19 protein-coding genes are annotated in these 23,003 nt (G+C 55.6%); 4 read left to right on the top strand and 15 right to left on the bottom strand.

The genetic code is table 11. From position 1 onward, the window contains the following. Window positions 1-271 precede the first annotated feature (271 nt). The 7 genes from surE to ACP5OT_RS11530 form a co-directional block, all read right to left on the bottom strand. A complete protein-coding gene (surE, locus tag ACP5OT_RS11560) occupies window positions 272-1,054 on the bottom strand; it encodes a 5'/3'-nucleotidase SurE (RefSeq protein WP_424677459.1) in 783 nt (260 codons plus the stop codon). Between the two features lie 75 nt (window positions 1,055-1,129). Continuing rightward, a complete protein-coding gene (gene bchZ, locus ACP5OT_RS11555; RefSeq protein ID WP_424677460.1) occupies window positions 1,130-2,611 on the bottom strand; it encodes a chlorophyllide a reductase subunit Z in 1,482 nt (493 codons plus the stop codon). Next, window positions 2,608-3,924, bottom strand: coding sequence for a chlorophyllide a reductase subunit Y (gene bchY, locus ACP5OT_RS11550; protein ID WP_428132200.1), 1,317 nt, complete (start codon window positions 3,922-3,924; stop codon window positions 2,608-2,610). The genes bchZ and bchY overlap by 4 nt, the downstream gene beginning before the upstream one ends. A 127-nt stretch (window positions 3,925-4,051) precedes the next feature. Then, window positions 4,052-5,194: a tyrosine-type recombinase/integrase gene (locus ACP5OT_RS11545; RefSeq protein ID WP_424677462.1), complete on the bottom strand. Its 1,143-nt coding sequence runs from the start codon at window positions 5,192-5,194 to the stop codon at window positions 4,052-4,054. Window positions 5,195-5,203: 9 nt separating this feature from the next. Continuing rightward, complete coding sequence (locus ACP5OT_RS11540) at window positions 5,204-6,127, bottom strand: undecaprenyl-diphosphate phosphatase (protein WP_428132198.1); 924 nt, start codon at window positions 6,125-6,127, stop codon at window positions 5,204-5,206. Between the two features lie 220 nt (window positions 6,128-6,347). Then, window positions 6,348-7,679 (bottom strand): aspartate aminotransferase family protein, encoded by a 1,332-nt coding sequence (locus ACP5OT_RS11535; protein ID WP_424677464.1) that lies wholly within the window; start codon window positions 7,677-7,679, stop codon window positions 6,348-6,350. Window positions 7,680-7,684: 5 nt separating this feature from the next. Then, window positions 7,685-8,419 (bottom strand): metallophosphoesterase family protein, encoded by a 735-nt coding sequence (locus ACP5OT_RS11530; RefSeq protein WP_428132195.1) that lies wholly within the window; start codon window positions 8,417-8,419, stop codon window positions 7,685-7,687. Between the two features lie 78 nt (window positions 8,420-8,497). Here ACP5OT_RS11530 and ACP5OT_RS11525 point away from each other — a divergent pair, with 78 nt between their 5' ends. Further along, window positions 8,498-9,346, top strand: coding sequence for a hypothetical protein (locus tag ACP5OT_RS11525; protein WP_428132193.1), 849 nt, complete (start codon window positions 8,498-8,500; stop codon window positions 9,344-9,346). Window positions 9,347-9,352: 6 nt separating this feature from the next. Here ACP5OT_RS11525 and ACP5OT_RS11520 read toward each other — a convergent pair whose 3' ends face one another. From ACP5OT_RS11520 to ACP5OT_RS11485, 8 genes are all read right to left on the bottom strand, one after another. Beyond that, window positions 9,353-10,525, bottom strand: coding sequence for a response regulator (locus ACP5OT_RS11520; protein WP_428132190.1), 1,173 nt, complete (start codon window positions 10,523-10,525; stop codon window positions 9,353-9,355). A gap of 194 nt (window positions 10,526-10,719) precedes the next feature. Beyond that, complete coding sequence (locus tag ACP5OT_RS11515) at window positions 10,720-11,742, bottom strand: GGDEF domain-containing response regulator (RefSeq protein ID WP_428112433.1); 1,023 nt, start codon at window positions 11,740-11,742, stop codon at window positions 10,720-10,722. Between the two features lie 3 nt (window positions 11,743-11,745). Then, window positions 11,746-12,081: a response regulator gene (locus ACP5OT_RS11510; protein ID WP_428112431.1), complete on the bottom strand. Its 336-nt coding sequence runs from the start codon at window positions 12,079-12,081 to the stop codon at window positions 11,746-11,748. Between the two features lie 3 nt (window positions 12,082-12,084). Beyond that, the gene (locus tag ACP5OT_RS11505) at window positions 12,085-12,231 is read right to left on the bottom strand and encodes a hypothetical protein (RefSeq protein WP_424676376.1); all 147 of its coding nucleotides are present in this window, start codon (window positions 12,229-12,231) and stop codon (window positions 12,085-12,087) included. A 9-nt stretch (window positions 12,232-12,240) separates the two neighbouring features. Next, on the bottom strand, window positions 12,241-12,702 hold the full coding sequence (locus tag ACP5OT_RS11500; protein ID WP_424676375.1) for an Hpt domain-containing protein: 462 nt from the start codon (window positions 12,700-12,702) through the stop codon (window positions 12,241-12,243). Then, a complete protein-coding gene (locus tag ACP5OT_RS11495) occupies window positions 12,683-13,081 on the bottom strand; it encodes a response regulator (protein ID WP_424676374.1) in 399 nt (132 codons plus the stop codon). Before ACP5OT_RS11495 ends, ACP5OT_RS11500 begins: the two co-directional genes overlap by 20 nt. Before the next feature lie 32 nt (window positions 13,082-13,113). Continuing rightward, complete coding sequence (locus ACP5OT_RS11490; RefSeq protein WP_428132188.1) at window positions 13,114-16,818, bottom strand: PAS domain S-box protein; 3,705 nt, start codon at window positions 16,816-16,818, stop codon at window positions 13,114-13,116. A gap of 2 nt (window positions 16,819-16,820) precedes the next feature. Then, a complete protein-coding gene (locus ACP5OT_RS11485) occupies window positions 16,821-18,257 on the bottom strand; it encodes an ATP-binding protein (RefSeq protein WP_424676372.1) in 1,437 nt (478 codons plus the stop codon). A 331-nt stretch (window positions 18,258-18,588) separates the two neighbouring features. Here ACP5OT_RS11485 and ACP5OT_RS11480 point away from each other — a divergent pair, with 331 nt between their 5' ends. Genes ACP5OT_RS11480 through ACP5OT_RS11470 form a run of 3 tightly spaced genes read left to right on the top strand, consistent with a single transcriptional unit; the run spans window position 18,589 to window position 23,001 of the window. Next, entirely contained in the window at window positions 18,589-19,842 is a 1,254-nt protein-coding gene (locus ACP5OT_RS11480; protein WP_424676371.1) for a GAF domain-containing protein, read from the top strand. Next, window positions 19,830-21,359 carry an HD domain-containing phosphohydrolase gene (locus tag ACP5OT_RS11475; RefSeq protein WP_428132185.1) on the top strand — a complete coding sequence of 510 codons (1,530 nt, stop codon included), beginning with the start codon at window positions 19,830-19,832 and terminating at the stop codon, window positions 21,357-21,359. Before ACP5OT_RS11480 ends, ACP5OT_RS11475 begins: the two co-directional genes overlap by 13 nt. Then, window positions 21,352-23,001 carry a hypothetical protein gene (locus ACP5OT_RS11470; RefSeq protein ID WP_424676369.1) on the top strand — a complete coding sequence of 550 codons (1,650 nt, stop codon included), beginning with the start codon at window positions 21,352-21,354 and terminating at the stop codon, window positions 22,999-23,001. The genes ACP5OT_RS11475 and ACP5OT_RS11470 overlap by 8 nt, the downstream gene beginning before the upstream one ends. Window positions 23,002-23,003: the final 2 nt, after the last annotated feature.

Here is a 23,003-nt window from a genome sequence, read left to right as displayed (position 1 = left end):
GAGGACGCAAAGGCGCGGAGGACGCAAAGGCGCGGAGGACGCAAAGGCGCGGAGGACGCAAAGGCGCGGAGGACGCAAAGGCGCGGAGGACGCAAAGGACGCCGAGGGTGCAGAGGGCGTAAACGGCACGAAGAACGCGCTACGTACACCACCCCCTCTACCCCTCTGCATCAAAATCTTCGCGGTCTTTGCGGTCTTTGCGGTCTTTGCGGTCTTTGCGGTCTTTGCGCCTTTGCGTTAACACTCTTTGCTCCCTCTGCATTCTTTGCGACTAAACCTGCTCCGGCAGCTCGAGGCGAATTGGACTACCGTCAATCATCGGGCGGAGGGGTGTTATCGAAACATAGCCGGCCAGGACAGCCCCATCGTCGGTGTCAATCGCAAATGTGGGCAAGCGTTCACGAACAAAGCGGAACGTGATCTGGGTTCGCTCGACAGGAGCAGGCGGATGCAGATCAATATCAACGTAGTGTCCGAAAAAAAACTCCGAGAGCCGGGTTTGGCGAAAGCCACGTATATCGCTTGGTGAAGGGAGATGGGGAACATTGACGTTCAGCACCAACGGCTCATGGCCGCGAATCTGTTCGAGTAATGGAAAGAGTCGTTGCGCGACATATGCCGCAGTAGACCACGGCATCGGTTCAGGGCCGCGATACTGTAACGAGACGGCCATCGCCGGGAGCCCCCACAATGCACCGATCATTGCGGCACCGACGGTACCGCTGAGCATCACATTGGTGCCACTGTTGAGGCCACGATTAATCCCGGCAACCACCGCATCAATCGGTGGCAAGACACCGCTACGGATTGCCACGGTGACACAACTGACCGGTGATCCGTTATGGGCAAAGGCTAACATGCCATCGAGTTCGGGAGGGGGAATAATTGCGCACAGTTCACGGTTGGTTAGTGGTGGGAGTGCCATGCTCATCGCGCTTTGCTCTTCGGCAGGAGCGACCACACTAACCTGGGCGCCGGTGGCGCGAATGGCGCCGGCTAACGCCCACAGGCCGGGGCTGTCGATCCCATCATCGTTTGTAACTAAAACGTGCATGCTGTATTGCTCCACACTTCGTGATCGGCTGTTGTAGCGGAGCGTGGAATGTGCCAACGCTCCGCTTTCAGCATATCACGAGGTTGTGCCTTGAGCAATTGCCGCTTCGACAATCTCGAGGGTAACTTCTTTCAATCCGCGCGCCCGTGCTGCTTGTTCGGCGGCGGCACGCAGTGAGCGGCTAGCACTGATGCGAGCAAGGTACGGTACCGCATCGAGAGCAGCGTTGAGCCGGTCGGTTGCCTCTTTCGTCCACGGTATCGTCTCGGCAGAGGTTGGCTGCGGTGGTCCACCTGCTGTCGGCGTCACCGTCTCGACCGGCAAGAAGTTGATCACCGTCTCGTAGAAGCGATTAACCAACTCCTGCATGATGTTCGCTGCCCCGGCGTATCCCATAAACGGGGTACCGGTAGTACGGCGCACAACCGGGCCGGGGAAGGTGGCCGGAATGTAGTGCGTGCCACGCGCATTAGCTTCGGCCAGATAGATCTTCTCGTTAATGCTACCGAACACGAACGCTGGCGCTTTGGTATGCAACCGCTTCCGAATCTCGATATTATCCGGCTCGTCGTCGCGACGGGGTCGCCCCGAGATCCACGCGATCTTCATCCCCAGCTCGTCGCCGAGAAAGCTGCGCAACCCGTCGGCGTAGCTGCGCGCTGCGACAATGGCGCAATCAACCGTCGCGAACCAGTCACTCTGCGGGCCGCGCCACAGATCCCACACCGGTTGCAGTGTGGTACGCTTTTCGTGGTTGATGAAGGCTTCGACACGCTCCGGCTCAATCCCAAGGAGTTGGCCTAGTTCGCGCAGAAACGCAGTGGTGCCAAAGACTCCGAATGGTGCGAAGAGGTAGGGTCGGCCTAACGCTTCGGCCAAGCCTTGACCAAACTCGCGGTACATCACTACACTAACCGCCGCTTCGGCCAGTTTTGGTGTAGTGGCGATGCTGCCTTCGTAGGGGTAAACGAGGTTGATCTCCGCGCCAATCCCGGTAATCAACCGCTTCAGTTCGTAGAGGTCGCTCGGCGCATTGAAACATCCCAACGTCGGCCCGATAATATTGACCGTGCGCGGACGTGGTTGCACATCAGAGGCAACGAACGGCTTACCGTACTGTTCCCACGCAAACACCAATGCTCGCTCACGCCCGACCCACTCGTCTTGCTCGAGCGACTGGCTCCAGAAGAAACGAGCTTCCGGATCGATCTGCTTGACCAACTGAGCATGATCGGCGCTAATCATTTCGCTCTCGGCGGTCGAAACGACCAAGAGATGCTTCCCTTCGAGCATCCCCATCGTGCGCAGATCGTCAATGGTACGGATAAGCGCCTTGGCGGTACCGGTAATCACATCCTCCTCGCGGATCGAGGTCGGGGTGAGGTTCGCCATGTGGGGTAGCGCATCGGTATAGTCGGTCACTGCCATACCGAGCAGGTTGTAACAGCCAATCGGTGCATCACAGACAATATGAACATCGGGGAAGCAGCCGAACACCCAAGACGCACCCCAGTAGCTACTGGTATCGGAAATATCACGAATCAGCGTAATGCTCATGCGCGTGCCTCCCGCTCCTCAGTTCCCTCGAAGAATGCCAACATGCGGTCGTAGATCGGTTTACGGTTGAGCAGATCGCGCACAAAGCTGAGTGAAGCGATCATCCCACCGGCAAGGAAGAGTGGACGGACACTGAGGATGTTGGTGTAGTAGACCGAGGGAATACCCTTCTCTTTGGCATATGCTGCTAAGGTTGTGGTGCCGATCACCAGATCGAACGACCAATGATCCATCGCAGCTTTGTCGTCTTCTAAGGTCTTGCGATAGATTATCGCTTCAGTCCCGTGTGCCTTGAGCCACGCCTCATCGGCAGCAGTGAGGGCGCTAGGCCCAATACTGGTGCTAACGTAGGGTACCCGTGCCCCGCCTTCAATCAGCAAACGGGCATAGAGCATCTCGTTACCCTCGTAACCAGAGACGAGGATCGTCGCCCCTTGCAGCGGTTTACTCGCCAGGAAGCCGCGGGCAGTCGCCTCTTCCTCCGTAGCTACCCGCTCAACCACATCTTCATCGAGGTCGAGGGCTGCGCCAATTGCGCGCAACCAGGCTGCACTTCCTTCAGCCCCAATCGGTGCCCCACTGACCACGGCGACACCACGCTCGCGCAATACGCCAATCGTTTCGCGGTAGAATGGGTGCAGGGCTGCTACCGCAGTCGCTCGCCCGGCCTGCTTGATCTCGTCAACGTGCCGTCCGGGCAGAGTTGTCACCACCCGTCCACCCATTTTCCGCACGACACCGTCGATCAACAATGGGTCGGCGGGGAAGACTTCGCCGATCAGCGCCAGTGTGCCCGGTTCGTGCTCGCGATTGGTGTCAACAAACCGTCGCATGACGGCAGCCAGCGCGACATCTTTTGCTTCGGGATGGGAATGGATCGCGTAAGCCGGTACGCGCACCAAAATCACCGGTTTACCATCAACCTCTTTCGGCAACAGCTCCTCGGCCAGACCGGCCGTCTCGGCGACACAGAGGGAGATAACCGGAATGAACGAAGTGTTTGCTGCCGTAGCTGCTTCGGCGATGGCTGCATTTGCTGCCTCTTGTACCTTGCCACTCGATAGTTCGGCAGTGCCGAGGGCCGGCGCGACGATACTCTTGCGCGCTGCGTAGAAGTGCGTAACGAAGGTCAATCCGTACAAACAGCCGGTATCGGTCACCATTGCCGGTTGTGCCCCCTCGATCCGGGTCAGTACGCGCAATGCACCGAACGCAGGACACATCGTCTGCGGATGCAGCTTACACGCGCCGCCGCGAAACGGTTCGGCGGGGGCCTCGGTGCCGGCCGGCGTCAGGGGAATGATCTCGGCCATAAGAACTCCTCTGCCCGATGACAGCCTCTCTGCTGCGTATCGGGATGATGCAATGGGATGTGTAATGTATTATACAACAAATTTCTTTCGTAATTGGCAGAATGTGCTTCGACCCACAATCACAGCACTATTCATCGGTATCAGGCCATGGGTCGGCACTGAATTGGTCATGCACTTCTTGCAATTGCACATCTGCATAGCTGGCGTAGAAGCTACGGGTAACCTCAACACTGCGGTGGCGTAAAATCTGCGAAACTTCGGCCAGCGCTACTCCTTCGTTGAGGAGGTGGTAGCCGACGAAATGGCGAAACGTGTGAGGGGTTACTTGACGTAACAATTCTGCCTCGTCGGCCTTGCCCTCCAACTCCATCTGATCGGCCAGGGCATGGGCCGCGGTTGTCACGATCCGCCAACCACTAATTCGGGAGAGGCGTTCGCCCCCGGTACGTGGATCGAAGGCGACAAACAGCGGTTCGCGTGCCGATGGCCAATTGCGTGTCGTGAGGTACCGGTGCAGGGCCAGTTCAGCGTGTTTGCGGATGAAGAGCGTACCTTCTCGCCGGCCCTTCCCTCGCACGATAACCCGTGCCAAAACCCTACGGTCGCGGGCCACATCACCGACATCGAGACTGAGCGCCTCGGAGATGCGCGCCCCGCTCGAAAAGAGGAAGTGGAGAAGGGCGGCGTTGCGCAGGCGGGTCAGTGTTTGCCGTTCACGCTCTTCGCCGTGAGGTTTGTCGTAAAACCGCACCAACCGGCGCAGGTCGGGTGGGGTTGGCGCGACCGGATCGGGTAACCGCGGCAACACGCGGCTTACCTCAGGGCGAGCGGCAGCGACCCGAAACGGAATGGCGCCATGCGAGTCGGCGAGGGCCAGGAACCCGAACAATGGACGAACATAGGCGTGGATGGTGCGTTCGGAGAGGCGTTCGCGTGGCTGACCCTCGGCTCGTGCTGCTGCTGCTCGCTGCGAAAGGTCGTAGCTACGTTTGCGCAGGGTGCGGGCATACGCCACCAGATCGCCGATCTGTAAGTCACCCAGCCGGTTTTTCCCATTGCGTTCGGCCCAGCGGGTAAAGAGACGCAGCGCGATCTCGTAACTGGCAATGGTTTGACGGGCATGGTGACGCTGCTGCTCACGGGTGCGCTCATCGAGATCGTCGTCGTCTTCGTCGAGGCCGGCGCTCGATAATCGGGCGAGCCATATGGCGCCTGCAACTGTAAGTGGTGTATCGGGTGTTAAGTGTTGGTCAACTCGTTCGTCGTTCATACCACGAGTTTACAAGACCCCTGCGATGACTGCTCCGATGATCAATACTCCGGCGATAATCCGGTAGTAACCGAACATTGTGAAGTTGTGGGTGGCGATGTAGCGCAACAACCAACCGATGCAGCCATAACCAACTATCATCGCTACCGTTGCCCCTAGCAACAATCGGCCCCAATCACCCGCTTGCACCTGATCAAGACTGCCGATCAGATCAACGATGGTTGCTAAGCCGAGGGTTGGCATGGCAAGGTAAAACGAAAATGCCGTCGCAGTTGGGCGGTCGAATCCGGCCAACAACCCGCCGACGATTGAGGAGCCTGAGCGCGATACACCGGGAATGAGCGCAAAAATCTGGGCAATTCCGACGATTAGTGCTCGCTGAGGGGAAATCGTTGTGAAATCGGCAGTTGTTGCCGGTCGTGCGATGCGGGTGCGTTCGATCCAGAGGAAGATGATCCCGCCGCCAATGAGTGCAATGGCGATCACCAACGGCGACTCGAACAGGACAGCCTTGATAAAATTACGGGCTAAGATACCAACAACTGCCGCCGGAATGAAGGCAATGACCACACCGAGCCAGAGCGTGCGGGCTGTGGATATCGTTACCGGATCGCCGCGTCCGATCAGGGCCTGTGCTTGGTCGAGGAGATCGCGCCAGTAGAAGAGTAGGACAGAACAAACGGTACCGAATTGAATGGCGATTTCAAAGGTACCACCGATACTACCTTGGTAGCGGAGCAGTTCGCTGGTTAGGAGCAGGTGAGCAGTTGACGAGATCGGTAGCCATTCGGTAATGCCCTGCACAATTCCCAAAACGACAATCTGCCACCAGTCGGAATTGGTCGGTACTGTGATCAGTAACGCGAAGGCTAATAACACGGCAAACCCGATAAACAGCCCTGAACGGGGTAGGGTAATCGATTGTGTTCGCATAACGGAATCCCAATGCAATGGACAATAGCGTTATCTCTTAAACGTTTGTGACTTCAATGAGCAATGAAAGTGCAGAGCTGCCCAAGCTGTTTCCGTCCCTGCTCCTGATGGAGACGTGAACAGGTTGTGTCACGCGGTCGTGCTGCTCTGTTGGCAAACGTGATCTGTATAGGCAACACCAACATCGTGCCAGGGTGCAACGCCACCGGCACGTCAATTGCTAAGCTTCCTCACGCAATACCATCTCAATTGCCGCATCCACCGCCGCGACGGTCGCATGTATATCTGCTTCGCTATGCACTGCTGACACGAACCCGCTGCGGCCACGCATAAGGTCAACCCCATTCAAGTGAAGCGCCATCCGCAATCGGCGCAAGAGTTGAGGATCACCGCCACGTTTTAACGTTGCCAGTGGGACGTTCTGTGGAATCTCCCCCGGCTCGACATCGGTAGCCGGATCGGCGAAGATGTGAAAAATGGATCCATCGCCAAACGCCGTCCAACCACGCAGTCGGCGGGCAGTGAAGACATCGTTGAGCATCCGCACCAGCATTGTACCGCGTTGTGCCGCAATCGTGCCGGGTTCGCCGGTCGCAACGGCGCGCAGCATGGCAATACCGGCGGCTGCCGAGAGTGGGTTAGCGTTGAAGGTGCCCTGCTGACGGATCCTGCCGCGTGGCCCGTGTTCATCGTGAGCCAGCAGATCGAGAATATCGGCACGTCCGACTAACGCACCACCCGGTAAACCGCCTGCCACAATCTTAGCCAAACAAACCAGATCGGGCATCACACCAGCACGGGCGCAAGCGCCGCCGGGTGTGACCCGAAAACCAGTGACCACCTCATCGGCGATTAGTAGGACGCCATACCGTTGGGTAATCGCACGCAAGCCGGGTAAGAAATCGGTGGGTAGAGGGATTGAACCGTAAGAAGCACCGGTTGGCTCGAGGATCACGGCTGCAACATCGTTACGTGTCGCGAGTGTTGCCTCGACCTGATCGAGATCGGTGGGTAAGATGATCAAGTTGGCCAGTGTTTCAGGCAACACACCCCGATTGGGATCGTCGGGATCGGCGCCGGGCGCGAGAGCATCGTGCCAGCCGTGAAAGTGGCCGGCAAATCGGACCAGCGTTGTCTTGCCGGTGGCTGCGCGGGCAAGGCGGAGAGCGAGGGTCGTTGCTTCACTACCCGATGCAGTGAAACGTACCCGCTCGGCTGCCGGTATCAGTTCGGCGATCAAATCGGCCCACTCAAGTTCGAGCCGATGACTAGCACCGAGATGAGTCGAGACCGGCGCTTGCTGTTCGATAGCCTCGACAATCAATGGGTGACCATGACCAAGCAAGAGCGCGCCGTGACCACACCAGTAATCGATCATCCGATTGTCATCCACATCCCACTTATACGGCCCGCTCGCTCGTTCCATAAACAAGGGGAACGGATCGGCGTAACGACCATCGTGGGTCGCACCGCCGGGGAAGCGTTGGCGAGCACGTTCGGCCAGTATCGCCGAGCCGGCAAACTGTTGGCGGTAGCGTTGTTCGAGTGACATACGTGTTACATCCCTACACTGAGGCGATAAATGAGAGCTGCCGGTAGTCCGTAACGACGCATCTGCTCTTGAGTACGTTGGATATCGTAGGCAACCCGCTTAAAGGTCAGAGTGTTTGTTTCGGTGTCAAGGATGGCATAGGCTGCCCGCGGATCGTGATCGCGAGGTTGGCCTACGCTACCGGGATTGATAAAATAACGCGCATCGTCGTTCAACACGATTTGGGTATTCGTATCGGGCATAATCCGTTCGCAGCGTTCTTCGCCGTTGGGGCAACGAAAGGCGAATTGGACGTGTGAATGACCGATCAAACAGACCGGTTCGCCGAACCATTCGAGATTGGCTATCGCTTGCGAGGGCATGAGTAGATATTCCCAGATCGGTTCACGCGGGCTACCGTGGGCCAGGTAATAACGGTCATTGGCGGAGCGGGCTGGGGAAAGTGGCGACATCCATTCACGGTTTGCCGGTTTCAGTTGAGCACCATTCCAGAGGTTTGCTCGGCGGGCATCAGGGTTAAAGTCGTCAAGACTAATCTTGCCCAGACACGCCAAATCATGATTGCCGGTGAGCATTATCGTTGCGTGTTGTTGCATCAACTCAATACATTCATTGGGGGCAGGACCATAGCCAATCGTATCCCCAAGACACCACAACGCATCAAACGAACCGGCATCGGCTAAAACAGTTTCGAGTGCGACAAGATTTGAGTGGATATCAGAGAGGATCAAGATCCGCATACTGTACCGTAATTTTGACGATGTTTACTGCCAAAGCGTATAATTGGCAGCGATTCGGTGATGAGGAGCGCCATTGATATGACCGAACCGTCAGGACACTGCCCATACCTCGGCTTGAAACAAAATCAGGCGATCCGCTTTGCCTCGCCCACTCCAGAGCATCGTTGTTATGCAGCCGGGCAAGCGCAAGAGATTCCGCAGGTTGAACCTGACTATCAAGTGCGCTACTGTTTATCGGCTTCTCATGTCCGTTGCCCATTATACATGGGTATGCCATTCCCTACAACGTCAACCTCGGCTGTGCCTTCGATGACTACTTCACCGGCGGCAGTGGCGCCATCGGCGACAACCGAAGCTTCTGGGCTGCAAGCATGGCTAGCCGATCTCAACCCGCGCGATCAACTGATCTATAGTAGCCTGCTGATCGTATTGGTGGTGGTGCTGATTGGGTATGCGTTTGGTGGTATTGCGTTTGTGAGTTCCCTCTTGCTGCCGACCGGTGAGCCAAATGGCACGCAGCCGGCTGTTTCGCCAACGAGTTTGTCACCGTTGACACCGACGGTACCGGTACCGGTGACCGCATCGCCGACTGCGACACTCACGCCCTCGCCGACCATTACCCCTTCACCGACGGCCACTCCTTACGATCTGATCCCGGTGACCAATACGCCAACTGTGCCGATCTTTATCCCCCCACCCCCACCGCCCGTGATAGTGCCGACCGACACCCCACCGCCTGCGTTGCCACCGGTGGAACAGCCAACCGCCCCGCCGGCGGACGAACCAACCGCCCCGCCGGCGGACGAACCAACCGCCCCGCCGGCGGACGAACCAACCGCCACCCCAGTCGAAGAACCAACCGCCCCGCCGGCGGACGAACCAACCGCCACCCCAGTCGAAGAACCAACCGCCATCCCGCCACCGTAGGGATCCTTACGACACCGGTGTGGCAGTCTGGACGGTTGATTTGGTATCTAACTGCTTGATGAGTTGATCGCCAAGATACAAAATCTGTTGCACGAAAGGATGTTTCGATTGTTCGAGAATGAGAGGTGTACCGCGATTGACGGCCGTGACGACCGGTTGACCGCCACTGATGACATGCAAATTGATCCTGCGGCGTAGGACACGCTCGATCTCACCAACCCCAATTCCCACGCCTGAGTTAGCTCGATTCAAGACAATACTGATCGCTTGTTGGTCGATCCCCAATTGGTTCGTTAAATTAAGGAAGAGGCTCGTATTTTTGAATGGACCGATTTCAGGTGTGATCACTAACAACACATGATCGGCCCGATCAAACACCGAGAGTGTACGATCATCATAACTCGTTTGGCAATCGACGATCACATAATCGGCACTTACCGCCAACAAATCAAGAATCCACGTTATGTGTTCGACGTTCACTAACTCGGCCTCTTCGGGGCGTGGTGGCGCCGGCAATGCCTGTAAGCCTGAGGGGTGGGATAACAACACCTGGGTGACCATCTCTTGTTCGATCTCATCTCCACCACGCACAATATCGACAATACTGCGCGTCGGTGCGATATTAAGATGGACCGCAACGTCGCCGAAGTTGCGGTCGGCGTCACCTATGATCACCCGTTTTCGGGTACGCAGGCGGATCGCTAGCGCTAATGAGACGGCGTTCGTCGTTTTGCCAACCCCACCTTTGGCCCCAAACATGGCGATGATTTTGCCAGGTGGTAGCGAGGTGCTTGGCGTTTCGCCGGTAAAGCGAGTTAACAGATTTTTGACCCGATAGATCAGCTCAGGCGGTTCAAACGGTTTTGCCAGATAGTCATTGGCGCCGGCCTCGAAACCGGCAATCTTGGCACTAATATCACCTTGCGCGGTCAGCATGAGAATCGGCAGCGTTCTCGTCAGTGGGTGCTGACGCACGCGCTTACCCAGCGTATACCCATCGATGCCCGGTAAGAGCACATCACAGATAAGTGCATCGGGTGGTGCTTTAAACATCTGTTGCAACGCCTCTTCGCCACTGGCCGCCCGCCGTACCTCATAACCGGCACTGCGCAACATCAGTTCGATCATTTCAGCGACGGCAGCATCATCATCAACGATGAGTAGTGTTGGTGGTTTCATTCATGGCTCCTCTCAGATGCAGATAAGCGATCAAGTATGGCCGTCAGGGCGCTCGGAGCTAGCGGAGTCAAGAGATAGTCATCGGCGCCGAAGGCCACCGTCGTGGCAGCACGCGGTTCGGCGGCAACCGGTGCAATCGTGATAATCCATGCCTTGTCGAATCGTTCGCGGAGGAGAACGAGGTGTGCGGTACGTTACCCTTCGATTTGGGTCATATCAACCAACAAGAGATTGGGCGGAATCGGTGCTTCGTAGGTGAGCACACGCTCGACGTTGTCGATCATATCGTACATCAGACCATGCGCGCCGAGAGCTTGCCGCAGCAATCGCCGTTGAATTCCGTTGGCGCTGATAACGAGTGTGCGCCAGGTGGGTACGGGCACAGTTGAGGGTATCTCCGATCCTTCTTTGACACCCGGCACCGACTCTTGACCGGTAGTATCAACCACAACCCGGTTGCGTCCCTCTCGTTTGGCCTGATAGAGTGCTTGATCGGCTGCTTGCATCATGCCAATCAGACTGCGATGCTGTGGATAGCCGGCAATACCGGCGCTGAACGTCACACCGAACATACCTGCCGGCCCATAGTGATGTAATGCCGCAAAACTGCTGCGCACGGTGTCGATCAGTGTGAGTGCCTCAACTAATGAAGTATTCGGCAACGCAACTAAGAATTCTTCTCCGCCGTGCCGCCCCATCAGATCGCTCTTGCGCAAGCGTTGTTGGAGTAAGCGGGCAAAGCTCCGCAAAACATGGTCACCGACGACGTGACCATGCGAGTCGTTGATCCGTTTGAAATGATCGAGATCGATAATGGCAATTGCCAATGGCTGATTCAGTCGTTCGGCGCGGGCAAACTCGCGGGCCAGTTCCTCTTCAACCGCCTGATGGTTGAGTAGGCCGGTCAGGCTATCACGGATGAGAAAACGGCGGATATGGCGCGCACGTGTAGCGCGAGCTGAGATGGCGGCGACCAGTTCTGATGGGCCGATCGGCTTGGTGAGAAAATCGTCGGCGCCGAGCGACAGTGCCGATTGTCGTTGTTGGCGATTGGTTTCTGCCGAGAGAAAGACAATCGGTATTGCAACGTAACGATCTTGTTGGCGGATGATACTGACCAGTTCTTTGCCGTTGCAGAGCGGCATATACATATCGAGAATGACCAAATCCGGTTGAAATGCTTGTAGTTGTTCGAGCGTTTCGCGGGGGTCGGCAATTGCTCACGCGATCATGCCGGCCGCTTCTAAACTTTGGACACATTGCTGACCAAAGTCGGCGTCATCGTCGACGATCAACACGCGCAGTGGTTGATTCTCTTCTGAGCCGGTGAGACGGTCGAGGGCATCGATCAACCGTCCGGCATCAACCGGTTTAGTAAAGTAAGCATGACCGCCACTGCGAACTGCGGCCAAGCGAGCTGCAAAATCATCCCGCTGTGACACAAAGATAACCGGAAGTGGGGAGGTACGCTCACGCTGAACGATGGCGATAGCTTCGATGCCGACCAGATCGCCGTTGGGAAAGATGATATCCATAACAACCGCCGCCGGGTTCAGTACTCACACCACGGTCAGCAGTCCTTCGAGATCGTGGAAGACATGAACAGCGTAGTTAAAGAGACGCAGTTGTTCGCTTAAATTGGCGGCGAATGCCTGATCATCCTTGACAATAATGATCGAATGAGGGTAGCTACGGGCCTCTTGCACCGCTACTGTCTACGGGGTTAGTGGCGGCGATGTCGGCGATGGTGAAGCAGGAGGCGACTCTGGAACCGGTGCAGCTTCGGGTGGTAGTGACGAAAGTACTGCCGAAGGTTGCGCGGGGTCTGGTGGCAGTACCGCAGTGACGTTGCCCTCACGTAGCATCCGCTGCAAGTGTTCGATCTGCTGGGCAAGATGGTGACGGATCATTGTATTGAGTGACCGGCCGTTTTCCAGCCACTCTTTCAGGCCAATATCGATCTCGCGGGCAACAGCACCCAGATCGGCAAAACCGAACATAGCGGCAGAGCCGGCTAACCGGTGAGCCAGTTGCCGTGTCTCGGTACCGATGCTATTGTCCCATCCACTCTGCTCAAGCCGACGCCACGCATCGACGATGGCCTGAATGCGATCGGCAATTTGTGTTGCGTATCGGCGTCGTAACGCTTCAAACTGTTCAGCGGGATCCGGTTTCATGAGCTTTCGTCCAGATTGCTGCAACTTGGCTTGATAACGTCATCGGATCGAATGGTTTTGAGATGACATCGGCAGCGCCTAGCTCCAGATACTGTTCGATTTCGTGTCGCTGAACCCGGGCCGTCATGAAGACGACCGGTGTATTGGCCAGCGTCGGCTTCTTGCGTAGTTCGGTGAGGGTAGTTGGCCCGTCCATTCCCGGCATCATCACATCGAGCAAAATGAGATCGGGGGCAAACTGCTCGGCGACGGCCAGTGCCTCCATTCCAGAGCTACACATCTGCACGGTATAGCCCCCGCCTGCTTCGAGTGCGAGCTGTGCCACCATCTGAATATCGGGATCGTCTTCAACAAACAAGATTTTTTGAAGTGAAGCCACAGTTATTTCTCCTTCAGTTGCAAGAATCACGTTCACATGTTCGACGATGACAGCACCGCTGCCTGATTGAGCAATCGCACCACAGTGTTCCGCAATTCGGTGTTCGAGTTGCGTGATTTGACGAGGGTGACCGCGACTCTACCGGTAATGTCAGGCTCAAAATCACGCACCGAAAAGAGAATGACCCGTAGTGGTGGTTGTTGCTGTTCAATGAGTGGCAAGAGTTCAATCCCGCTTCCATCGGGAAGGTTTTGATCGAGAATAATCAGATCGAACAATTGTGCCTGTAGGAGACGTTGGGCGTCGGCCAGCGTTGCCACTTGCTGTACGTCAGCAATATCGGCCAGCAGCATGCTTATCACGGTGAAGACATCGTTATCGTCTTCGACGTGCAAGATTTGCGAGCGACCGGTGTTCTTGCGGCGGGCTGCGCGTTGGAGAGCAGCGAGCAGGCGTTGTTGATCGATTGGTTTGGGTAACCAGTCTATCACATCAAGCTGTTCCTCGCTAGTGATCTGCGCTTCGCCGGCACGTGCCGATACCACGATGATCGGCAGATCGCGAACCTTTTCATTGGCGCGTATTTCTTGAATAAAGGCTCTTCCATCGTCGTTCGGCCATATCAGATCGAGGGTCATAGCTTGGTAGTCGTGTTGAGCAAGTAAGTCACGCGCTTCGTCGAGGGAATGCGCTACATCCGTGGCATAGCCGGCCTGTTGTAACATCAACGACAGCAAGGCACCGATGTCCGGATCGTCTTCACAAATCAGGATGCGTGGCGCACGCGGTCGCGTTGGTAGTGGTAGCACATTGGTCGTGTTGGGGCGATATTCGGCCAAATCAACGTAGAACGTGGTACCGACACCGGTTGCCGTCACGAAGCCGATCTGTCCGCCATGGCGCTCCACAATCGCCCGACTAATGCTCAGACCAAGACCGGTACCGCCTTGCTGACGGGTATTCGAGGAATCGGCTTGCGCAAACTTCTGGAAGATACGATCACGAAACTCGGGAGGAATACCTGGCCCGTGATCGGTAACGGTAATCCGTACCCGTCCCTGCGGTTCACGGCCAATCGCGACTTCGACTTTGTACCCTGGCGGGGAGAACTTCACTGCATTCGAGATCAGATTCGTAATGACCTGTGTCATCCGGTCGGGATCGACGTAGACCTGTACACCGGGCAAAGTAGCGGTGAGTTCAATCTGAACATCGTACTGCTGACCAAAGCCGCGGTTCGCTTCGATAGTCTGACTAACCAGTTCGTCGAGTATGACGGGTTGCATCTTAAAGACCATCTTACCCGATTCGATCTTCTCGATGTCGAGGATGTCGTTAATGAGTCGCACCAGACGCTCGCTATTCTTCAAGGCAATATCGATCATTGCCGCAGCGCGTGGTGGCAATTCCCCGGCCACACCGCCGGCAATCAGGCCCAAGGAGCCGCGGATCGACGTAAGTGGTGTGCGCAGCTCGTGTGACACAACGGCCACGAACTCGTTCTTCATGCGCTCGATTGCCCGTCGTTCGGTGACATCGCGGAAGAACCAGACTCGTCCGTAATAATCACCTTCACTGCTGATCACCGGTGCGCTGTAGCGCTCGAAGGTACGACCGTCTTTCAATTCAATTTCCGCTTTGCCGGTTAGGTGTGGATGGGCGTACAGTTCCTCGATCTCGTTTCTCACTCGTTCGGGATCGCAAACTTGTTCGAGTATCTTTTCCATGCTCGCGGCGCACATTGCCTGCTCGACGTTAAGTTCGCCTAGCTTCCACATCTCGCGGAAGCGTCGATTGGCATAGAGACAGCGACGGTCGGGTGAAACGACCAATACGCCATCGGGTGATGCTTCCGTCTGACATTCGAGCAACGTCTTTTGAAAACGTAGCTCTTGTTCGGCATTCCGGCGGGCGGTAATGTCGTGGAAACTGGCGACGGCAGCATAGACATTCCCGTGCTCGTCACAGAGTGGCTGTGAGTTGATCGAAATCCAGATCAGTTCACCACTTGGCTTGCGGATACCCATCACCACATCGCTTTGCGGGCGACCGGTGGTGAGCGAAACCATAATCGGGTGTTCTTCACCGGGAAACGGCGTGCCATCTTCGTGGATTGCCTCCCAACGTGGATCGAAACTGGTGCGCCCGACGAGTTGATCGTAGCTGAGGCCGAGAATGCGTTCGGCGCTGGCGTTACACGTCTCAATCACACCAGCTTTATTCATGACGACGATGCCCTCACTCATGGCCGTAATTACCGAACGGTAGCGCGTCTCGCTGGCACGCAATTGTTCTTCGCTCTTCTTGCGACCGGTGATGTCGAACCGCACAGCGAGGTAGCGTTCGGGTTGACCATTATCGCCGATAAACGGGACAATTGTCGTATCCACCCAGAACAAATGGCCATCTTTAGCCCGGTTACAGATCTCGTTGCGCCAAATCCGACCGGCCTTGATCGTGGTCCACAAATCGGCAAAAAACTCCGGTGGATGGATGCCTGATTTGAAGATACGATGGTCTTTGCCGATCAACTCATCGGGCCGATAGCCGGTAATTGCACAGAAACGCTCATTTACTTCCAAAATACGCCCTTCAGGATCGGCAATTGATAAAATCGCCGATTGGTCAAGCGCATTCATAATATCACGACTCTCTTTGAGCGCCGACCGTAACATACGCTCCATCTCTTTCTGATGTGTAATATCCGATTCTATCGCGATGAAGCGAATGAGATTATGCTGTTCATCGTACACCGGTGAAATATCAAGCGATAACCAATAGGGTTGACCATCTTTTGTGTAGTTGATAATTTCGGTTTTGATCGATTCCCCATTCCGAATCGCCTGGCTAAGAGCTACTACCGTTTCTTGGTCAGTTTCCGGTCCCTGTAAGAAATCACCGGGTTTTTTACCGCGTACTTCATCAAGTGTGTAGCCGGAGATACGGGTAAACCCTTCGTTCACCCATTCAACCTGCCCGTTGCGGTCGGTAATAATCACCGCATTATCGGTATAACGTGCGACGAGTGAGAGCATGCGGAGTTGCTCGGCTTCCTGGCGTGCTCTACGGGCGTAGGGTCGGATAATCAGGACTCCCCCAAGAATCAGTAACGAAAGGATCAGTACTACAACCCCGGCTTGGATGAACGCAATCTGATCGCGTAATGCTTGGCTTTGCATCAGCAAGATGCTACTCGTTGCGCTCAGATCACTCTGAACGACAATGAGGTTGGTCTGAATCGCCCGTAAGTCAGTATTGTTGCGATTGAGCAAAGCAGGTGGTGCGACGGTAAGATTGTCGACGTAGGTAAGAAATCGTTCGAGTACCGTGGTTGTACGGTTGAGTGAGTCAGTCGGTACGTCGGCGAGTAAACGCTGATGGGTTCGCCAGAGTTCGTCTCTGAGTACATGCAATTCGGCGCGAATGGAAGTTGCTTGTGAGGCATCGGCAAACAGTGCCAACTCGTTGGCGAGCAAAGCGATCTGCTGTGCGCGGATCTGTTGTTGGTGAGTGAGGTTGAGAAGACGGTCGTACTGGGCCAGTCGTTGTGAGTTGACGGTCAGGAGCCAGTACCCACCGATTGACGCCAGTGCAATTAGGATGAGACCACCGATGTACGCTAGAATCAACCGTTGGAGTGAAGACGTGTGTGCCGTCAAAAGGTCGCGACGTAAATCATCGGTGAGACGTCGAAAGACTCGGATCAAGCGACGTTGAATCGGAGACGTGTTGGTCATCCTTAAGCTCTTTCTAGTGGGTCAGCCGGTAAGGTAAACCAAAATGTGGCGCCCTGACCCGGTGTAGGAGAGACATCAATGACGCCACCGTGCGCCAAAACGACTTTACGCGCAATAGCTAACCCCAGACAGGTGCTCTTTTCGCCGCCGGTCGGCCGAGCTGATAGCCGGCTAAATGCTTCAAACATGCGACTCCGCTCTTCTGGACTAATGCCCGGACCTTGATCGGTGACGGAAAACTTCCACCAGTTGCCGTCTCGCTCGACGCTGATGGTAATAACGCTACCGGGTGGCGAAAACTTGGTAGCATTCGGGATCAGGTTATCGAGTACCTGCCGGATGCGGAGCGAATCGGCATACAACTTTCCATTGAGTTCATCTGTTAGCTCGATCCGGGTGTGTTTGGGGGCTGCGAGCATTTGATGGCGGTTGACCGTTTCTTCGAGCAGTGACTCAATGGGCACCGGTTCAGGGGATATAGTGACGGTCCCGTTTTCGATCTGGCTCAGGTCGAGGAGATCGTTGAGCAGTAGCAGCATGTGTTCGGTCTGTCGGTAAATCTCGTCAAGGAGGCGTCGGCGCTCTTCTGGTGACCGTGGCAAGTTCGGGTTGCGGAGAATAGCCGTCATCATTTGGATGATCGCCACCGGGTTGCGCAGATCGTGTGCGACCATGCCGAGCAGGTTGTTTTTCAGGACTGAAAGCCGTCGCAGTTCTGCATTCTGCTGTTCAAGAAGTTCTTTCTGCGCAGCTAGTTGTGAGACAAGGTTACCCTTTTCGACGATTACCGATAACTGTTCGGCGATCTGCATGTAGCGCTCGATATGTTCGTTCGTGTACGTGTTGGTTTGGGTATTCGAAAAGAAGATAAACCCGATTGGCACCCCGTTGGCGATTAACGGACAGGTAAGTGATGAGCGAATCCCTTCGTTAACTATCAGGCGGGTCGATTCTGATTCGGGTTTTTGGCGCAGGTATTGCACGAGATCGTTAATGATTCGTGGTTGTCCGGTCTGTATAATCTTTTCCAGGCTGCTGCCGGCCATTGCCGCAGCATAGCCTCGTTTGAGGTGAACGGTAGGTAGGCTGGTACGTGCCCAGCGTGCGCGGACCACCTTGCCGCCCTCTTCAAGCAACGCACAACCGATCCGCTCATAGGGGATGACATCGCGAAAGTCGTTGTAGACCCCATCGAGAATTTCGTCGAGCATAGGACCGGCGTTGATCCGGCTGGTGATACGGTGGAGCATTTCAAGCTCATGCTGACGACGGGCGAGGGTTTTGACCAGTTCACGAAGCGATGCCGCTAATCGGGAGAGACATTCGTCGTTGTTACACGGAACCGGTACATCAACAGTAAAGTCACCGTCGCGTAAGTGTTCGGTAATTTCGACGAGCCGTTCGATTTCGTCGGCTGTAGGTGAGCTGTAGGGCTCCATAGTCGGCTCCTCTTTGGTATCGTTGTCTACAATTATACGTTGCGCTGCTTTCCATGGTATTTCGGTTCGCTAACAGATGGGGGAGAGTTACGACAACGTTCCACAATAATTACGTTTCGTTGCGATAGTTGCGACAATCCCTACCGATCGTGATACGGGTTTGGCAAGGGTTGTTTGCTACAATACAAAAAATCGCGGATGTTGTACCGGTGATGCGATGAAGCGTCTATTCCTCGCAAGATACCACGTACCACTAGTGGGAGGGTACCTGCTTCTAGCCGCCGTTTGGCTATGGGCGACACATCTCTGGTTGAATACCAGGCCGGAGGCAGTGTCGTGGCTGCGTCCGTTGATCGATGTGTCTTTCGTTACTGTAACACTCGGTTGGGGTTTTGTCGTTTTTGGTTATATCAGCCGGGAAATGAAGGTATATTTGCAGTTGAGCCGCCTGGTAGGCGAGTTGCACCGGCTCTCGCTCAGTGGAGTCTCGTTACCGGCTTTTGAACAAGCGATTTGCCGGCTTGCTGTTGAAGAGGTTGGGTTCAAGCTGGCGTGGATCGGTCTGCTCGATCCAGGGACGCAGAGTGTCTTACCGGTAGCCCGTTGGGGGGATGCGAGCGACTATGTCGATCTTGTTCAGGTTCGGATGGACGATCGGGAACGGAGTCGTGGACCAACTGGGACGACCCTGCGCATGGGGATACCGGTTGTGTCGCTCGACATTGCGAACGATCCGCGTATGAATCCATGGCGTGAAGCAGCATTAGCGCGGGGGTTGCGCTCTTCGGCAGCCTTGCCACTCCACATCGATGGAAAGATGATCGGAACACTCAATCTCTATGCCGACCAACCGCACTTTTTTACCGACGCGGTTGTCGAGCTAGGGATGATCCTGGCTGCGAATGTGGCACAGCTTATTGAGTCACGACGACGTGTCATCGAACGAGATGCTGCTCAGGCTGCATTGGCCCAGAGCGAGGCTCGTTTTCGACGTTTGGCCGAGCAGGCATCCGACATCATCTTTCGGTACCGGTTGCAGCCCAACCCCCAACTCGATTTTGTTAATCCTGCGGTAACCAGCATCTTGGGCTATGAACTGGACGAATTGTTTAACCAATTTCCGGGTATTCCCTCGTTTCTCGATCCTTCCCAAATTGGGCAGGTCGAACGGTTGATCGAGCAAGGGCGCGGGCAGCTTCTCTTGCACACTCGCCGGCGCGACGGTAACTATGTGTGGCTTGATCTCCGGTTTGTGGTTGCGAACAGGGTGATTGAGGGTATTGCCCGTGATGTGACCGATCAGGTGTTGGCCGCTGCGCGCCTCGCGCGTTATGAGCTGCTCAGTGCCCATGCCCGTGATATTGTGTTGTTTATTCGGGCCAGCGATGGTCGCATTCTTGAAGCCAATACGGCGGCTGAACGTGCCTATGGATATTCACGGGACGAACTCTGTACTCGCACCATCTTCGAATTGCGGGCGCCGGAAACACACCCGTACATTCTTGATCAGATGCGACAGGCGGATATGGGGGGATTCTGTTTGAAACTCTGCATGTTCGACGCGATGGGAGCGTGTTTCCGGTAGAAGTGAGTTCAACCGGCGCCGATATTGATGGTGAACGGGTGTTGCTCAGTGTCATTCGTGATATAAGCGAACGTAAACAGGTGCAAGCAGAACTTGATCTGTTGCGCAGGGCATTGATTGCCTCCGATCAGGCGATAGTGATTACCGATTCTAATAGCGTGATCGAGTGGGTGAATCCGGCTTTCACGGCATTAACCGGCTATCACGCCGAGGAAGCTATCGGTCGGCATACGCGCATCTTGAGATCGGGCAAGCAAGACCAGGCGTTTTATGCCACCATGTGGGCAGAGATTCTGAGTGGTCGGACGTGGCGTGGCACCTTGATCAACCGCCGTAAAGACGGTTCACGCTATCACGAAGAGCTGGCGATTACGCCGGTGAAGCAGGAGAATGGCGTTATTGCTCACTTTATCACCGTTAAGCAGGATATTTCCGTTCGGGTACAGCGTGAACAGCAACAGCGTGCCCTGAGGCAATTGAGTGCGGCGATGCGTGTGGCTCAAAGCTGTGCTGAATTGATGCAGACGGTGGTGCATGAGTTGCAGGCATTGGCAGCGGCGCAGTCGGTGGTATTCTGGCGTTTTAAGGACGAAGGATGGCAGATCGAACAGCTTGCAGGTGAGGCAATTCGGTTTGATTGGGTCGCCGATCGGCTTGCCACAGTTGGTAGTGATACGATACCGTCCGAGCCAACTCCACCGATCGTCTTACCCGGCGGAGAATTGGTTGTCGTCCCATTGACGGGTAGTGTCTGCCCTGAATATCGGTTGTGGGTAGCGATAACCCTCCTCGCGAGCGAGCCATTCTCCGCAGTGACCATCGAACTGTTGCGTGCCACCACCGAGATAATCGGGAATGCGCTATACCGTACCGAGCTGTTCGAGAAGGTGCAGCAGGCTAATGCCGAATTGCGCCAAGCCTACGATGCCACTATCGAGGGCTGGGCACGGGCACTCGATCTACGTGACCACGAGACTGAAGGCCATTCTCGGCGTGTCACGGAGCTAACCATGCAGATTGCTGCCCGTATGGGCTTCGGTGCCGAGGAATTGGTGTATATTCGATGGGGAGCATTGTTGCATGACATCGGCAAAATGGGGATTCCCGATGCCATCCTGCGCAAACCCGGCCCGCTCGATGAACAAGAATGGGCGATTATGCGTACCCATCCCACGCTTGCAGTCGAACTCTTACGTCCGATCTCCTTCCTTGCACCGGCACTCGATATTCCGTGGTGTCATCATGAAAAATGGGATGGAACCGGCTATCCGCGCGGTTTGCGTGGTGAGGAAATACCGCTCGCTGCTCGTATTTTCGCGGTTGTTGATGTGTACGATACGCTGACCAGCGACCGGCCCTATCGGGCTGCGTGGTCACACGAGCGGGCATTGAGCTACATACGCGAGCAATCAGGTCGCCATTTTGATCCGCAGGTGATTGAAGTGTTTGTTTCGCTCTTCGCCACACAAGCGAGTCTTGTCTCGCAGTCGGCTAGTAAGGATTCATACCATGCTTGATCGCTGTATTACCGATGTGTCGCTCTCTAAAGCGGAGTACCAGCGTTTGGTCCCTGAGTTGCAAGCGCGGCTCTTTGATCTGGAGCAGATGCTACTCGAAGCGCGCATTCCTACCATTTTCGTGTTTGAGGGCTGGGCCGGAACGGCCAAGGCGCGCACGATTGCGACGCTTACCCGTCGGCTCGATCCGCGCGGTTTTCGGGTGTATCCGATCACGCCGCCACGAACTTACGAGCAGCAGTATCCGTGGCTTTATCGCTTCTGGCTCAAGATTCCCAGCTATGGTCAGATGACGTTCTTCGATCGGTCGTGGTATCGTGAATTACTGGCTGCCTATACGACCGACGGTGATCAAGACCGTTGGCGGACGCGCTGCGAAGATGCGGTTGTTTTCGAGCGCCAATTGGCCGATGATGGGGCGCTCATTCTTAAGTTTTGGCTCCATATTACCAAAAAACAGCAGGCTCGTCGCTTTAAGAAGTTGTTGTCCGATCCGTTGCAGTCGTGGCGGGTGACCGATGAGGATCGTTGGCAACACCGTCACTACAAGCGTGTCTACCAAGTAGTCGAGGAGATGCTGGTACGCACCGATACAGCGTTTGCACCGTGGCAAATTGTTCCGGCGGCCGATAAATACTATGCGCGTTTGCACATTTTGCAGACGATTGTCGGTGCGCTGGAAAGTCGCCTGGGTATCACTGCGGTTGATCGGGGCGCCAGTATTGATGATAGTGGTGAAGCACTCCGCCGCTACAACTTGTCGATCCGAATACCGGTGCTGGGTGGTGCGACCAACACAGACACGGTTCGTCCGTCACCACCGGCGGAAGAGGCCGGTCATCAGCTCACCACAACACCAATGTCAAACGGATCGGCGGTGGTAACGGTCCCGGTAGGGTCACCAACCTACGCGGCTAGTCCGTTGCAACGGGTTGATCTCAGTCTGCGCCTCGACGATGAGACCTATCATCGTGAGTTGAAACGGTTGCAGGCTAAGCTGTACTTGCTAGGGTTGCAAGTCTACCATCAGAAACGACCGGTGGTGATAGTGTTCGAGGGATGGGATGCCGCCGGTAAAGGTGGGGCGATCCAGCGTCTGACTGCTGAACTCGATCCACGGGCGTATATCGTGCATGCGATTGCAGCACCGACCGGCGATGACAAAGCGCGCCACTACCTCTACCGCTTTTGGCGACGCTTGCCACCGCGTGGTCAGTTTGCGGTGTTCGACCGCTCGTGGTACGGTCGGGTCCTGGTTGAGCGGGTCGAAGGATTCGCGCGACCTGAGGAATGGCGACGGGCCTACGCCGAAATTAATCAATTTGAACGCCAGTTGGTCGATTTCGGTACCATCATTGCGAAGTTTTGGTTGCACATCAGCCCTGAAGAGCAGTTACGTCGGTTTGAGCAACGACAGAATGTGCCGTACAAAGCGTGGAAATTGACCGACGAAGATTGGCGTAATCGTGAGAAGTGGCCGGCGTATCTCGCGGCAGTTGATGAGATGTTACTGCGCACCAGTACACCATTTGCCCCTTGGACGATTGTTGAAGCGGAGGATAAGAAGTTTGCTCGGATCAAGGTGTTGCGCACAGCGGTTGATGTGTTAGAGTCTGAGTTGGGAGTTGTTGAGCTGGAGTAGCG

The organism is Chloroflexus sp. (assembly GCF_049970315.1).
In the GTDB taxonomy this organism is placed as follows: Bacteria; Chloroflexota; Chloroflexia; order Chloroflexales; family Chloroflexaceae; genus Chloroflexus.
This window is presented reverse-complemented; position numbering and strand designations above follow the sequence as displayed.